Origin of the sequence: Metallosphaera javensis (ex Sakai et al. 2022), from assembly GCA_021654415.1 — an archaeon.
Classification (GTDB): domain Archaea; phylum Thermoproteota; class Thermoprotei_A; order Sulfolobales; family Sulfolobaceae; genus Metallosphaera; species Metallosphaera javensis.
This window is the reverse complement of the sequence record AP024487.1, coordinates 2390001-2404450: the sequence shown is the minus strand read 5'-3', so window position 1 is coordinate 2404450 and position 14450 is coordinate 2390001. Positions and strand designations below refer to the sequence as shown.

The 14450-nt window shown below is 31.8% G+C and carries 9 protein-coding genes, 1 pseudogene and 1 CRISPR repeat array; of the genes and pseudogenes, 7 read left to right on the top strand and 3 right to left on the bottom strand.

What is annotated here, in order from left to right; genetic code table 11:
• Window positions 1-915: 915 nt before the first annotated feature.
• Both cas2 and QVC96_RS13495 read left to right on the top strand, forming a co-directional pair.
• Window positions 916-1206, top strand: a complete 291-nt coding sequence (cas2, locus tag QVC96_RS13500) for a CRISPR-associated endonuclease Cas2 (RefSeq protein WP_287689538.1) — start codon at window positions 916-918, stop codon at window positions 1204-1206.
• Entirely contained in the window at window positions 1187-1672 is a 486-nt protein-coding gene (locus tag QVC96_RS13495; RefSeq protein ID WP_287689537.1) for a hypothetical protein, read from the top strand. Before cas2 ends, QVC96_RS13495 begins: the two co-directional genes overlap by 20 nt.
• A 738-nt stretch (window positions 1673-2410) precedes the next feature.
• A CRISPR array of direct repeats spans window positions 2411-4417; the repeat unit is 24 nt; unit sequence GTAATGACGAAAAGAAACTAAAAC.
• Window positions 4418-4452: 35 nt separating this feature from the next.
• Here QVC96_RS13495 and QVC96_RS13490 read toward each other — a convergent pair.
• Together QVC96_RS13490 and csa3 are read right to left on the bottom strand one after the other, a co-directional pair.
• Window positions 4453-4920, bottom strand: a pseudogene (locus tag QVC96_RS13490) (CRISPR system precrRNA processing endoribonuclease RAMP protein Cas6); the annotation flags it as partial.
• Between the two features lie 325 nt (window positions 4921-5245).
• Complete coding sequence (csa3, locus tag QVC96_RS13485) at window positions 5246-5896, bottom strand: CRISPR-associated CARF protein Csa3 (protein WP_287689536.1); 651 nt, start codon at window positions 5894-5896, stop codon at window positions 5246-5248.
• Window positions 5897-6024: 128 nt separating this feature from the next.
• Here csa3 and QVC96_RS13480 point away from each other — a divergent pair, with 128 nt between their 5' ends.
• The 5 genes from QVC96_RS13480 to QVC96_RS13460 all read left to right on the top strand — a co-directional run bounded on the left by QVC96_RS13480 (window position 6025) and on the right by QVC96_RS13460 (window position 12673).
• Window positions 6025-8490 (top strand): CRISPR-associated protein, encoded by a 2466-nt coding sequence (locus QVC96_RS13480; protein ID WP_287689535.1) that lies wholly within the window; start codon window positions 6025-6027, stop codon window positions 8488-8490.
• On the top strand, window positions 8477-9526 hold the full coding sequence (gene cas7d / locus QVC96_RS13475) for a type I-D CRISPR-associated protein Cas7/Csc2 (RefSeq protein WP_287689534.1): 1050 nt from the start codon (window positions 8477-8479) through the stop codon (window positions 9524-9526). The genes QVC96_RS13480 and cas7d overlap by 14 nt, the downstream gene beginning before the upstream one ends.
• Window positions 9523-10302 carry a type I-D CRISPR-associated protein Csc1 gene (locus QVC96_RS13470; protein WP_287689533.1) on the top strand — a complete coding sequence of 260 codons (780 nt, stop codon included), beginning with the start codon at window positions 9523-9525 and terminating at the stop codon, window positions 10300-10302. Before cas7d ends, QVC96_RS13470 begins: the two co-directional genes overlap by 4 nt.
• Entirely contained in the window at window positions 10299-12224 is a 1926-nt protein-coding gene (locus QVC96_RS13465) for a DEAD/DEAH box helicase (RefSeq protein WP_287689532.1), read from the top strand. The genes QVC96_RS13470 and QVC96_RS13465 overlap by 4 nt, the downstream gene beginning before the upstream one ends.
• 98 nt (window positions 12225-12322) lie before the next feature.
• Window positions 12323-12673, top strand: coding sequence for a hypothetical protein (locus tag QVC96_RS13460; protein WP_287689531.1), 351 nt, complete (start codon window positions 12323-12325; stop codon window positions 12671-12673).
• Between the two features lie 593 nt (window positions 12674-13266).
• Here QVC96_RS13460 and QVC96_RS13455 read toward each other — a convergent pair.
• A complete protein-coding gene (locus tag QVC96_RS13455; protein ID WP_287689530.1) occupies window positions 13267-14169 on the bottom strand; it encodes a TM1812 family CRISPR-associated protein in 903 nt (300 codons plus the stop codon).
• Window positions 14170-14450 lie beyond the last annotated feature (281 nt).

The window sequence follows — 14450 nt, the reverse complement described above, 5'->3', positions numbered from 1 at the left end:
TTCTAATGACTTTTTGTAATTACAATTTAAAGTTTAGTATTAATTCAGTTAGTTTCTAATAACATTTTATAATAAAATTTGATTAGTTATATAAAGACTATAGAATTTCAAAATTTACGTTAATGTTAGTATTCTCTCCTCATGAAAACATTCCAATTTTCTAAAAAAGTCTGGAAATACACTAAAAACAAAAACTATGTAAAGACGGAAACTAGCGTTTAACAATTCTGATACTCATATCTATTAAAAGCTAAAAATATTATAATTGCATATATTTAGCATTTATAATACAACAATGGATTAAAGGATAGTTTGAAGATTGAGTCAAAGTTTCATTATATCGTGAAAACTGATAAATTATCTAGGACTAAATCAGTGGAGAACTTCTGAATAAAATTAATATAGAAGCCCTTATTTTGAGTGTTTCTCCTTAATTTACCCGGGATTTTTTATGGTATTATGAAAAATGCTATTAAAAATCTATTTAAATTATGTTTGCTTTTTAGTTTTTTCAAAATCTATATCTGCATTTTACATTCTCTTTATAGCTAAAATGAACTAAAATAGGATAGGATAGTTTACAAATACTACACGAAGCAATGATCTGGATAGACTTTCTGGAATAGTATCTAAACAGTATAGTTCACAAATCTCTCATTATAATTTTCACTCAGGAACTACCTGATCATTCTCTACCTCACACCTCTTATGAGTATAATTTTCACTGTCTATGCTTTATTTTTATTACGTTAGCTTTTATATTCCCTACGTAGTAAAATGAACTAAAATAAGATAGTCTACAATCACACAAATTCTTTATAGCTAAAACGAACTAAACTACATTAAAAAAAGCCTTTATCTCATGTTTCTGTCTTTACAAAAAACTATTATTTTTTAATTAAACCATTATCTTATATGTATGTGGTAGTAGCATATGACATTTCAGACGAAAAAATCCGTGGTAAAGTTAGGAGACTCTTACGCCGTTACGGTCTATCATTTGTATCTAGATCAGTTTATGCAGGAAGATTATCCTACAATAGAATACTCTTCCTATCGGAAAAAATTGCAGGATATCTTAAAGAAAGAGATACCATCGCTTTCGTCCCTGTCCAGAACGTTGACTTCTCAAGAACTATTATCGTCTCCAAGAATAAAATATCGAGAAACGAGCTACAAATTATCTTTGCCGGTCAGGATCTTTGACGACCTATCAATATGCGAACTCAGAGCAAAATTCTCAATAGACAAAAGCTTCAAATCAAAAGACCCTAGGTTAGAATACGAAAGAAAAAACGACATAGAATGGAACACAAAACAATTAGAATTATACTTCAAATACAAAGATTGGGTAAAAATAGTAGGAATACCAGACGGATTAGAAGACTCCCTAGCAATAGAATTTACAATAACAAGAACAGAAGGAATAAACCACATAATTCTAAGAAGCATCATTTATTCTTATATGTGCATGAAATATTATGAATATTGCTCCACAGCAATAATTTCTACTACCCCAGGAGAACAATTCGGAACACTAGTAATCCCAAACGCAAAAGCACTAGACTACGCAGCAAACCTACTTTACGACGTCCTAGAAGGAGAACCAAAAGGAAAAAGAATAAAATTCTGCCCCTCATGCCTTTACAGAAGAATATGCGAATATGGATAACTTATTCAAACCATCTTTTTTGTTGTTGTAAGCTATAAATTTTCTATATTTTTTAAAATTTACGTTAATAACATCCTATACACAGTAAAAATAACGTGATAAGTTCAAGTTATAAATACATGTAGTACTTACGAAAAAATGCATTTCAGTTTTATCCATTATCTTAACTAACTTATTTTTAATGATAGCGCCTTGGAGTTTTCAAAATTCACACTTTTACATTCTCTCTATAGCTAAAATGACTACTAAAATACGATAGTTTACGGCAAAAAGCATAAGGATAGTGTATATCACGAAAGTTTTCATTTTTGTCTTGAATACTAGTTAAGTGCATAAAATACTATACATGGAAAAACAGTTGTTGTATAAAAAATAAATATCAAATAATTCAAAATAATTAGAAAAATAGAGTGTACAATTTTTCTTACTATTACTATTTTAACGTAATGTATAGGCTATCCATATGGGAACGTAAAAAACTTTTTAATACATAACGAGTTATGATAAATGAAGTTATATCACGCACGTTTATATGCAATCATTGTTTAAGTATATAAGCCTTAAATAAGGAGAAGAGACCTTAAGTCTGAATTCGGTGTAAAAATCGTTCAACGAAATTTGAAAAAAGGCAATCTTTCAATTTGCGTTAAGGGTCTTCCGTAACTTTAAGGAGACTTAAGGGAAAGATGAATTTATAAATAGGCAAAACAACATTATTTTTGATGAACAAAAGGACATGTAATGACGAAAAGAAACTAAAACATTTTTGTTATATATGCCACTCTGAGTGAGTCTATCGTAATGACGAAAAGAAACTAAAACTTTATTCTTTTAAGCATCTTACTAAGATGAAAGACAATGGGTAATGACGAAAAGAAACTAAAACATGTAAATGTCCTTCTATCCTAAAATTCAGGGATGTAATGACGAAAAGAAACTAAAACGTATAACGAAGCTGGGGCCAGGTATCCTTCGTCTAGTAATGACGAAAAGAAACTAAAACACTGTATTGTAGATGCGTTTGGAAATATAGTTAAGTAATGACGAAAAGAAACTAAAACTGAGAATCTCAACGTCAATCATTCAGGATCTCCCTGTAATGACGAAAAGAAACTAAAACAGATCAGCCGGAGCAGGCGAAGGCGATGGAGGAATAGTAATGACGAAAAGAAACTAAAACATGTCAATCACGCCGTCCTTCTCCCTGTATGAACAGGTTGAGTAATGACGAAAAGAAACTAAAACATTGAATGCTTGAAACCGGCCTGGGTGACTGTCACTTGTAATGACGAAAAGAAACTAAAACATCTAAAACATGTCGTGGTTCCTGCCGGCTCCTCGATGTAATGACGAAAAGAAACTAAAACAAACATGTAAATATCCATCCATCTACCAAAGATTTCAGTAATGACGAAAAGAAACTAAAACATTGCTTTCCACCTCCTTCGCCTCCTTCTTCCCAAGGTAATGACGAAAAGAAACTAAAACAATGATTTATCGCTGAAAGTGTTCACGAGCGCCAGTAATGACGAAAAGAAACTAAAACAATGCCACTCCAGTGTATCAGGCAGTGAAACGATGCGTAATGACGAAAAGAAACTAAAACTCCAGTATCCCGGCGCATATGGAAATAGAGAGGATGCAGTAATGACGAAAAGAAACTAAAACAGAAAGGTTTAGACATTGGTGTTCCTCGCGCGGAAAGTAATGACGAAAAGAAACTAAAACCTGACGTTGGCGAGAATGACGTGATCGCTCCCCACCGTGTAATGACGAAAAGAAACTAAAACTATAGATGCTGGGTATGAGGAATGGGGTTGCCCTCCGCCTTGTAATGACGAAAAGAAACTAAAACCTGTTTTTCGCCCACTCTCCCAGCCCCTCTCCAGCGTAATGACGAAAAGAAACTAAAACTGTGCCTCCCATTACTACTCTTCGCATTGTCCCATAGTAATGACGAAAAGAAACTAAAACATAGTGTAGATTTTTCCTGATTGCCCTGTAATGACGTAATGACGAAAAGAAACTAAAACCTCAGGGCCTGTGGTAGTGTACTTCCCTGGCTATGTAATGACGAAAAGAAACTAAAACAACAAATTCAAACATATTATGAACATGTCGAGCCAGTAATGACGAAAAGAAACTAAAACCGTCACCCCCTGTGTTCAACTTTGAAATTGAGGGTAATGACGAAAAGAAACTAAAACTGTTGGCTTATACCTTGTAAAGCCACTAGACCGAAGTAATGACGAAAAGAAACTAAAACAAATTGCTGGTGTCCTATGGAGCTTCCGTGAATGTAATGACGAAAAGAAACTAAAACAGTGTAAATGTCGTGGGAGAGGAGAATTGAAAGGAATGTAATGACGAAAAGAAACTAAAACGTTTCAGCGATACAGAGCGTTGACCCAAAAACTGCCTGTAATGACGAAAAGAAACTAAAACGATCTTGAGGGGAAGAGGCTGATTTACAAGGTGTGTAATGACGAAAAGAAACTAAAACGACAATAATGGATAAGGGCTAGCCCGGCGTATGCTATGTAATGACGAAAAGAAACTAAAACGGGTGAGAGTTCTCGACAGGGATTTCCCGGTGAAGTGTAATGACGAAAAGAAACTAAAACGGATATGAACAATAAATTACGCTGATCCCCTCTTAGTAATGACGAAAAGAAACTAAAACAAGCATGATAACTTTAGTCATTGCTCATCCTCACCATTGTAATGACGAAAAGAAACTAAAACTAAATTGTTTCTATTTCTGCGAATCCGAATCCTGCTGCTCTTCCTGTTCCTACTCCCATTATTTGTGCGTGTTTGAATATTTGTATTAAGTTTTTTATTACGAATGGTGGTAGGTCTTTTTTTAGGTAGAATTTTGCGTATCCTATTATGCCTGGTAGCCAGTCTCCGTCGTAGTAATACCATACTTTCATTACTGTATTTAGGTTGTTGTGTGATTCTACTAGGGAGTATGCTAGTCTTATTATGTTTCTTTTATATATTTCTCTGTTGATTTCGTAGACGTTTACTGAGAATATGAATGGGGGGAATGGTAGGAATCTTTTTTCTGTTGTTTTTCTTTCTATTGATGCTATTCTGGTGAATGGGTCTCTGAAGATTGAGGGTGAGTTGAATTTTATTTTTAGTGTGTGGAAGTTTTCGTTTATTGTTGGTTCTTTTTCTTCGAATGCTGTGATCTTAGCTGAGACTCTGTATGATCCGTAGTCGAAGTCTATTCCTGACATTAGTTTGGTGAGGGTTTTTTGTAGTTCTATGTATAACTCTTGTTTTATTCCTACGTAGAATGTGTATTCTCCGTTTATTTCTATTTCTTTTGGTGAGAAGTCTGGTTTTTTGTCTTTTCCGAATTTTTTTACTATTACTTTGGAGTATATTGGTTGGTTGTCTTTGTATATTGGTGTTATTCTTATTGGTTTGGGGGAAGGGTATTTTTCGCTTTCGAATACTTCTTCCATTTTGTCGTTTGCTTGTATTAGGATTGCTTTGACTAGTTTTCCTGTGTAATCGATTGTTTTGAATTTTGAGAGTTTTACTTTTATTTGGTAGAGTTTATACATTTCTATCATCTAATTGTAATAATATTTTTCCTAGTTCTGTGATTGTGCATTCTTTTGAGTTTCCTATTCTTTTGCATTGTACTAGGTTGTTTTCTTCTAGTGAGTCGATTTGTTTTGATATTGTTGATACTGATTTTTGTAGTAATTCTGCTAGGTCTTTGATGGTTTTTTTGTCGTTTAGGTTTTTCAGTATTTTTATTTCTTCTTCTTTCAAGCTTTTTGGTATTGTTAATGGTAATTCTCCTTTTAGTGTCATGTCTTCTGTGTAAAGGACTACTTTGACGTTTTTGTTCAAATTTTTTGCTATTAAGCCGTAGTAGTATAATGATAGTGCGAATAGTCTCATTCCGCCTAGGATGTAAATTTCCATTTCATTATATTTTCTTAGTACTTCTGCTATTTGTAGGACTACGTTTAGAAATGATTTGGAGATATCTAGAGCTTTTATTTCGTATTCTAATCCTGCTTTGGTTAGATAGTCTTTTGCGTAATTAATTGTGTCTTCTGATCTTTTTCTGCTTAAGGGATCTTCTCCGAATGAAGTAAAAATTATTATTTTGTTTATGTCAGAAGTTCCTCTAGTGGAAATTATTCTGACTAAGTACTCAACGGTGAAGCCTAAAGATAATACTAAAACCTTCATACTTTTACATGAAACCTCCAAATATATAAGTCTTTTTTCATGTAGGCGAGAAAATACTAATATCTAGTAAAAGGGTGCAAAAGATTTTTAAACTAATATAGAGAGGATATTATACGGAAAAGAATAACATGATAGAGCAAGAAAATGAGATTATTCCTATTATAGAAAATGCTTTGTCAGTTTTAAATTTTGAGGAGGGAGTTAGAGAGGCTAAGTATAAGTCTCCTCAATCTTATGTTTTTCATACTGTTTCAGTCGGTACTTTATCCATGGATATATGTAAGAGTATTTATGATGTTGAACCTTCTGCTTTTGCTTCGTTGGAAAAAGCTTATAATAAGAATTTTAAGGAATTGTGTTTTTATGTAGGTTTTCTTCATGATTGGAATAAGTTAGAGGGAAAGGAGGATAGGGCAAAGGAAATTGCGAAAGCTTTGAAGTTTGATGAGAATCAGGCTTTGCATTTTCTATCGTTATTTGCTGAAGGGACTTTGCCTGATAATGTTCATTTACCTATTTGGATTTCTGTAAAATTGGCTGATATGTTGATGATAAGTGATATAAGGAGTGTTAATGATGTTGTAAAATATAAGGAGTCTCCTTCTTATGTTGATGCTATAAAGGCTTTGAATTCTTATGGTTTGGATTTGAAGTATGTTTCTTCTACTTTTAGGTTATTTACTTTATTAGCATCTAATGAAATAATTAATTTGAGTAATGGTGTTCCTTTAATTTCTTATACTGATGGTTTTGTTTATTTGAGTAAGAAGGATTCTCCTCCAGTATCTCTTCTCTCTATATATAATGTTTTGGAAAAATTGATGGAAGGAAAGGAGGAGGGTACTGACGCTGTAAAGGATAAAATAGAAAAGTGCTTGAATTCTAAGAGAGAGTTTTTTGAAAAATTGAATGACCCTAACTCTAGGAAGTCAACCTTATATAATGAGGGAAAAGCTAAGCAAGTTAATGCTTTTCTGCCTTCTAAGTTATGTTCTTACTTTGAAGATCAGGTTGGTCTTTTATCTCCTGAGTTGAAAGTTAAAGTTGCTGAGGAGATTATAGAGAGGCATAAGGATGATATACCTTATGGTGTTTTAATGTATTTTATAGAGAAATTCTCTTCTTCGGATAAAGATTACATTAAGAAAGGTTTAGGAATTAAAGAAAAGTTTCCGCATTACATGGAGGAGATTGATGATCCTATTGTTATGTTGGATAAGGTTAAGAATATTATAAGAGGGAAGTATTCTTCGTCTAAGACTACTGATTTGACTTTGCTTTCTTTTGTTAAGAAGTCTTTTTCTGGTTATGTTCAGGATGATCTTCCGGAAGTTAAGGAAAAGCCTTATGATTATTGTGTGGTTTGTGGTACTTCTATTTACGATAAGGAACCAGTCCGTTTTAAGCAGTTTGCTGAGTTGCTTTCTGGTAAAACTGAGATTTTCATACCTAGAGAAACTGCGTTAGACGAGATTGATAGGATAAGGGATGATTTACATATATGTAAAATATGTAATTATGAAGCGTCTCAGTTGAAGAATACTATACAACCTCCTTATTTTATAGTATCGTTTTATCCTGGTATTCCGGTTTCTTTGCTTAAAATTCTAGATTATGATGCTTCTAAAATAGCTAATGTGACTAAGAATGTTACATCGAATTCAAGTTATTTGGAAGTTTTTAGGTCATGTGGTGGAAATTTTAACGAATTGACTAATAAGAAGAGTATAGTTGATTATTTATCGTCAAAAGTGATAATAAAGGCTTCTGATGTTGCTCCTAAATCAAGGATAATTACTAGGCTGGATAAGACTACTTTTAATAAGATTTTGCCTTATGCTCCTTTGATTTCTATATCTTACTTATCCGCTCCAGTGAAAATTTCTTCTACGATATTAGATATTCCAGAGGAGAGTAGGAGTATTGACTTTTCTTCAGAATTTAATTATACCTGGACTAAATTGGAGAATAAGGAGGAAAACAATTACAAGACTTTGCTTCTTCTTTTGTCTTATTATGAAAAGATTGGAGTTTGTAAGGATGATAATTGTATAAATGAAATGGCTAGTGAAATGGATTTGTTTGCTTCTGTAGACCCTTCTTTGTCGGTAGTAGCTTTTGGTGAAGAAGATAATAGGTTTTTTAGTTATATATCTCCTCGTTCATATTTTTTAAATTTTACTCTAGGTAAGGTGTCTAAAATGGGTGAAACGTTAAAAAATAGTTTGTATTCAATAGCAGCTAATCTAAAAGAAATGAATAAGCAAGCTAAATCAAAGTACGATGTAATAGGATTTTTAAGGGATGGTATTGATATGTTTTTCAAAACTTCTTCTACTAATTTAGCAAAAGATGATAGAATAGGAATTGCTGTTAATGCGTCTTTATCTTCTCTAGAAAATCAATTATCTGAAAAAGTATTTACTGATGATAAAAAGAAAATTATGTATTATAAGTTAAATGACGTTTTTTCTATTTTATATGATATAGAAAACCAGAGCGATAGGTCTCTGGCTATATCAATTTCAAACGCAATAACGAATTGGTTGTATATTTTATATAAAACAATAGGTGATAAAAATGAGTCTAAATGAAAAAATTGGAAAAATATTAGGTATAGAAGAAGAAAAAATATCTCCATTTTTTGCTGACTTATCTGACGTAAAAAAAGAAAATGCAGTACCAAGAGGAAGAGTAATTAACGTATTTGTAACGATACAAGCAGAAGGAGAATTAATAATAAGGCACGAAGGAGGAGAGGACATAACATTAGCTACTGTAGGAGATAAGAAATATCCTATAATACTTCACGAAAAATTAACTTCAAGCATGAGAAGAAAAATGTTGGAATTATTAAGAAGAGACTATTCTGCCAATAAAGAAGAAATAAATAAAATAAGAGGAAAAAATGACGATTGGGATTGCTCTCTAAGACCATTCTCCTCAACAAAGAAAGAAGAAGAAAGAATGGGAGGATTATGCGGAGAATGTCCTAACTGTATGGAGTTTGGTTTTGCAGTAAAGGAAGAAGGATCATTTAACTTAAAGAGTAGAATAGAAGGAGACTTACATATTGCGACTGAACCGGAGCAAAAAAGCGTAGTAGTTAGAACTTTTAACGCAGTAGACGAAGTAACTAAAACGACTTTCATACAAGGAGAAGGAGAAAGGACTGGAGCATTATTCAGATTATCTTTAGTTAGAGAAGGTACAATATTCGTAGGAAAGGTAGTAATGAAAGACGTAAGTCCAGCAGAATTCTTACTATCACTTTACTCATTAGCGTCTACCAGCAGAGTAGGTGCAGTGACTAGCGATTTCGGAAAAATATCTGTTCACATACCAGCAATAATATTCTCGTCATATGAAGTATCCTCTGGATATGACTTACATAGGAGAGCTGGAATAGAAGGATTAAATAACTTAGATGAAATAAATAGAAAAATAAACTCTTACTTAGACGGATTTAAGAAAAACCACGTACTAATAACTTCTGATGATATTGCAAAGAAAGTATTAGATGAATTAACTGTAAATGGAACAATATCTCATGACGTTGTAAAAGAAGCCTGGATGAATGGAGTAAACTTCAGAAAAGGAATAAAACTATTCATTAGGGAGAAAAAATGAAAATATATGAAGCAGACTTTACTTTAGAAGGATTCCTTATTTTTTCTACAGAAGTAAAACCCATGATAACTTCTTCATCATCAATGGGTTCATACATAACTCCATCACCTTATATTCACAATTATCCTATAATGTATGGATTATTAGGAATGCCTTCAGAAGCTTACTTCGTAATTCCTTCTTTACACAAGGCTGATTATGAATTAAAAGCTAAAAGAGGAGGAGAAAAACTTCAGTACACTACAGTAAAAAAGGAGATAGAAAAATTTGCTAAAAAAGAAGAACAATCACTGTACTCTTTCCCTCTAGTTCCTAAAAAAATTGTAGTCAACTCATTCTTACTATCAGCAGAATCGTGGAGTTATGCATTACCAACTAGAAAACCTACAAAAAACGTTTTTCCTAGATTAACTAGTTACTCAGCATTTTCACCAGGTTCAAAATTCATGACATATATAGTAACTTCAGACGATTATCCCTTATCAAAATTACCTAGATGGATAAGAATAGGTAAAAAGAGGTGGGGCATATTAGACATATACTATAATGAAGTAGAAATAAAAGACATCAAACAAAGTACAGAAGAATGCACTAGCTCAATACCAGTAAACGATATAGACACTGAAAAATTCGGATATGAGATAAAAGAATTCGCAAAAATTCTAGATACTCCTTCCTTAGAAGAAGGAAAAATAGGTTGGGCAACAACTGACAAATGCTTAAAAATAAAAGGACAAATTGAAAACAGATACATTAGCATAACTCTTCCGTTATGATCAAAATGGAAATTTTCTTAGAAAACACCTTTTTAGAAGAAGGGCAAACTGAAATAAACCGTATAAAATTAAGAAAATTCCAAGAAGATCTTTACAAAATAATAAGAAAAAAAGGAGAAACAGACAAAATAATAATAAAAGCACCAACAGGTTCAGGAAAAACTTTTTCACTCCTAATCCTTCTAATCGACGCTTTAGACAATAAATTACCTGTAGTCGGAATGTACCCTTCAAGAGTTTTAGTTTATGATCAAGGAAAATCAGTACTAAATACTCTAAAAAATATGAACTTTAAAATATCTGAAGGAAACAATTTTTATGAAGTTAAAGGAGAATTTGAAATAAAAAACAACGAAGAAGTGGAAAGAAAGACAGCAGAATTTTACTTAGCAATGTTAACTAGCAAAACAAAGGATGAAGTATTTGCCAAGGTAAATGAACTCTGGGGAAAGAATCTCCTAATTTTAACAGTTCCGGAATATCCTTATTTATTTCTAACAAAATTAGGATTATCTAACGTAATTTCACAAATTTTTGAAGCTACTACAAAGTACTCGACTAGAGAAGCAATAGATAAGTTAAATATTCCAAAACAGCCAATTTCTAGAATATCTAATTTGTTTGCAAGAATATTTAATGGTTATTGGTTTATTGATGAATTTCACTTATACTCTGGAATTTCTAGATCGTCTTTGAACGCTCTAATAAAAGCGTTTGATTTTTGGAACGAACGTAATCCAATTAAAAAGCCGATAATATTTTCATCTGCAACTCCAACTAATATTCAAGGATATTCACTAGAAGTAAAAACTTCAAAAGAAGGAAGTAAAATAAAGAAAGAAACTAAAATAGTTTTCCATTTAGTTTCAGGAAATCCACAAGAAGAATTAGTAAATAACATTCCACAAAAAATTGAAAATCAAACTGGAATAATACTAGATAGAGTTTATTACATTTCGCAACTTTGTCAAAAAAATTGGGAAGAAAAACCAGCGTTAGTCTGGGGATTAGATAAAGATTACGGAAATTGTGTAAAGACTGACAAAATAGAAAACCAAAAAATAATTATAGGAAATCAAGCCTTATCCTTTGGAATAGACGTACCAAACTTAGATAAAGGATATATTTTCGCTCATGACGCAGAAACTTTAATTCAAAGATTCGGAAGATTTGGAAGAAAAGGGGAAGGAAGTGCAGAAGTACACATATTCTTAGAAGGAAAGTACAAGACAATAAAAACATTAAATGAGTATAAGGAGAAAAAAAAAGACTACGAGACCTTCTTAGATCTAATAAGGAAGATATACGATAAAAGAGTAGACGACAAATTAGATCAACTGACTTTTTCTAAAGAAAGAGAAAAAGCAATCTTAAGTGCAGTAGAAATAATTTACGCAATAGAACAGGGAAAAGATTTTGTAAGATCAGTAATCCAAGACATGCCTAAATCCAACATTAGAATAAGACCATCAACAGAGGACTACTTCAGATTATTCTCCCTAAGGCCAGGAGGAATAGAAGGAAAAATATGTAACTCAGATTATGACGAATTCTTCACGTTATTAAGAAACTTTGAATATAATCTAAATGATCAATGCTTCAACCTAGAAAAACCGATAAAAGAATCTCCATACATTAAAATTTCTGCATATGAAGTTAGAACATGTGAATTAATTACAATAGAACGCTTCTATAATTATAAGCCTATACTAGTCTTCAGAAATCAGAAACAACAGATTTACCTTAGACAATTAAAAGAATTGGAAGGATCTTACGTAATTTTAATCAAAAAATCATGCTTTGAAAATCCAGGAGAATGGGAAGACCAAAGAAGAATGGCAGAACTAGTAGCAACCTACGAATCAGCATTACCAGTTTATGCTGATAAAGAAAATTTTATAGCATTGGCACTATTCATTTAAACGTAAAATTTTTACTAGATATTTGACGGATACAAGAAAAGAGAACGACGTTAAAATTTGGTGTAAACTTTATTAAGTGGAATAACATAGTATAGTGTATGAGAAAAAATGGGATAGAGATGAAAGATCCTAAACTACATTTCATCATTACAGCGCAAGAAAATGTAAGATCATCAGAAGTTGAACCATCATTACAGATAGGAAATTACCTAGTATTCATATTTATGGAAAATTTTGCAATTAAAACATCTCAAGGATATATAGAATCTACAATAATTCCACTAAACATTATAATAAGAAAAATAGTAAATACATCTTTAAGATGTCAGACTTATCCCATATTACTAAAAGAATCACCATTCTCAGACATCATTTATTTCGTTTCAAACGAGAAATTAAAACAAATAATGCCTAAGAAAGATCCGTTCAGGTTCATGAAATATATGTAAATTTTTTATTTATTTATTATTGTTTCAAGTAAGTTTTACTTTGTGTTCTAAATTTTCGCAGTTTTATGAAGAGAATGTTAATACTAACATAAACTAAAAAACTCGGACAAAGCAAGTTTGCTGGTTAAATTAATAATTTCATTTTTATCATAAACAAATTCATACTTTATTTGCCACTAAGTCTGGTAAGTTTTTAATCATTCTTGAGTGTAAAAGCTCTAAAATTTCTAAAACTTTCCGAAATACGTAACAAATAATTTTTGCTTTGTTAGTATTTGTACTATTGTATTTTAGTTCCAAGAGAATTTAGATGTAGTAATGAAAACCCAAAAAAAGCAATGAGTTTGTAGATTTTTCAAAATACGTAAGCAATTGGAAATGATGTTACGCTTACTGTAAAAACCGCTATAATAACTAAGCTATCTAAAGCTCTTTATAATCTATCAATACGAATGCGTTGCTTTTACGATGAGAAACACATTATAGATATTGTAAAAAATAACTTTCCGTAAGAACTTTTTAATCACAAAGAGTAGTGTAAGTTTTGAAAAAATCTCACAAAATAAGTTAAGTAAAAATAAAGAATAGCTATCTCATGAATTATTTTTATCATTTTCGATGGATTTTATGGTATCGTCAATTTTTTTCCTTATCGATTTAATCGAATTCTCTATTTTTGTTAGATCCACATCTTTTGCTAGTTGATCTATTTCTCCATTATGTGTAATTTTGGTCTTTGTGTCTACAGACAGTCCGCTGTGCATTATAAAGTTCCTGTATTTAATTAGCTCTGATATCTTTTTCGTTATTATTTCATCAACTTTAGCTTTACATTCTTCTAACGTTTTATTTGTATCTTCGTAAGCTCCTCCACCCTTGATTTTCATACAATACGCTATTGGATATTCTCTAGCTAGGGATAAGAATTTATCGTAGTACTTTACCTTTGCGTAAAGATCAATAATCTTATTGAGGGATTCCAGATCGTTATTACCTTTTATCTTGTTCATTAAATCTTTTACACTTAAAGCGGAATAGAAGTTAGATAATAAAATGGTGTTGAAGCTCGACAATTTCGAATGAGAATACCATTCCTCATACAACTCTCTCAAGTTGTTTACTCTATCCTCAAATTCATTAATATTTTTCTCTAAATCCTTCAGCATTTTTATTGCATTAACCGGTAATCCATTCCTTAATTGAGCTAAGAAGTTCTTTATCATTCCAGGGTCATGGGATTTAATATTCTTCAAGATAGAGGAGATTTCTGGCATATCATTAGGATTAATTTGTTTCAGTCTGCTAGAATAATCAACGAAATATCTTTCATCAACATTCTTAATTGACTCTTCAATCATTATTGAGTTCCTCATTGCTTCAATAACGTCAGTTAACTCCACAATATTTACCTCCTTCTGAGCCCCTGGTGGTCCCATAACAGGAGCAGCATATACTTTGGAATTAAACATGGAAGCTAAAGAGATGCCAACTAACACATTAGTACCATGGGTTTAAGTCCAAAATTATTTCATATCCTTCATCATGGTACTTTTTGAATATATCACATTAAAAATGAAGACAGGATTTCTGTTTTCCGAATAAGACGTTCTTTTCGGCCTATTATTCCTTATTTATTAGTGCCTTATTGTCTTCTTTTATTTCCAACTCTAAAGCACTTCCAATATCAGTATTTGGTATAATATAAATCTCCAATTTTTGTAAAAAATACTTAATTTCATCAGAGTTATATTTTAATGCATTGGCTCTGCTTTGTGGG

Coding starts and splice junctions, on each gene's coding strand:
- cas2 (WP_287689538.1), top strand. CDS start 916: ATGTATGTGGTAGTAGCATATGACATTTCAGACGAAAAAATCCGTGGT.
- csa3 (WP_287689536.1), bottom strand. CDS start 5,896: ATGAAGGTTTTAGTATTATCTTTAGGCTTCACCGTTGAGTACTTAGTC.
- QVC96_RS13480 (WP_287689535.1), top strand. CDS start 6,025: ATGATAGAGCAAGAAAATGAGATTATTCCTATTATAGAAAATGCTTTG.
- cas7d (WP_287689534.1), top strand. CDS start 8,477: ATGAGTCTAAATGAAAAAATTGGAAAAATATTAGGTATAGAAGAAGAA.
- QVC96_RS13470 (WP_287689533.1), top strand. CDS start 9,523: ATGAAAATATATGAAGCAGACTTTACTTTAGAAGGATTCCTTATTTTT.
- QVC96_RS13465 (WP_287689532.1), top strand. CDS start 10,299: ATGATCAAAATGGAAATTTTCTTAGAAAACACCTTTTTAGAAGAAGGG.
- QVC96_RS13460 (WP_287689531.1), top strand. CDS start 12,323: ATGAGAAAAAATGGGATAGAGATGAAAGATCCTAAACTACATTTCATC.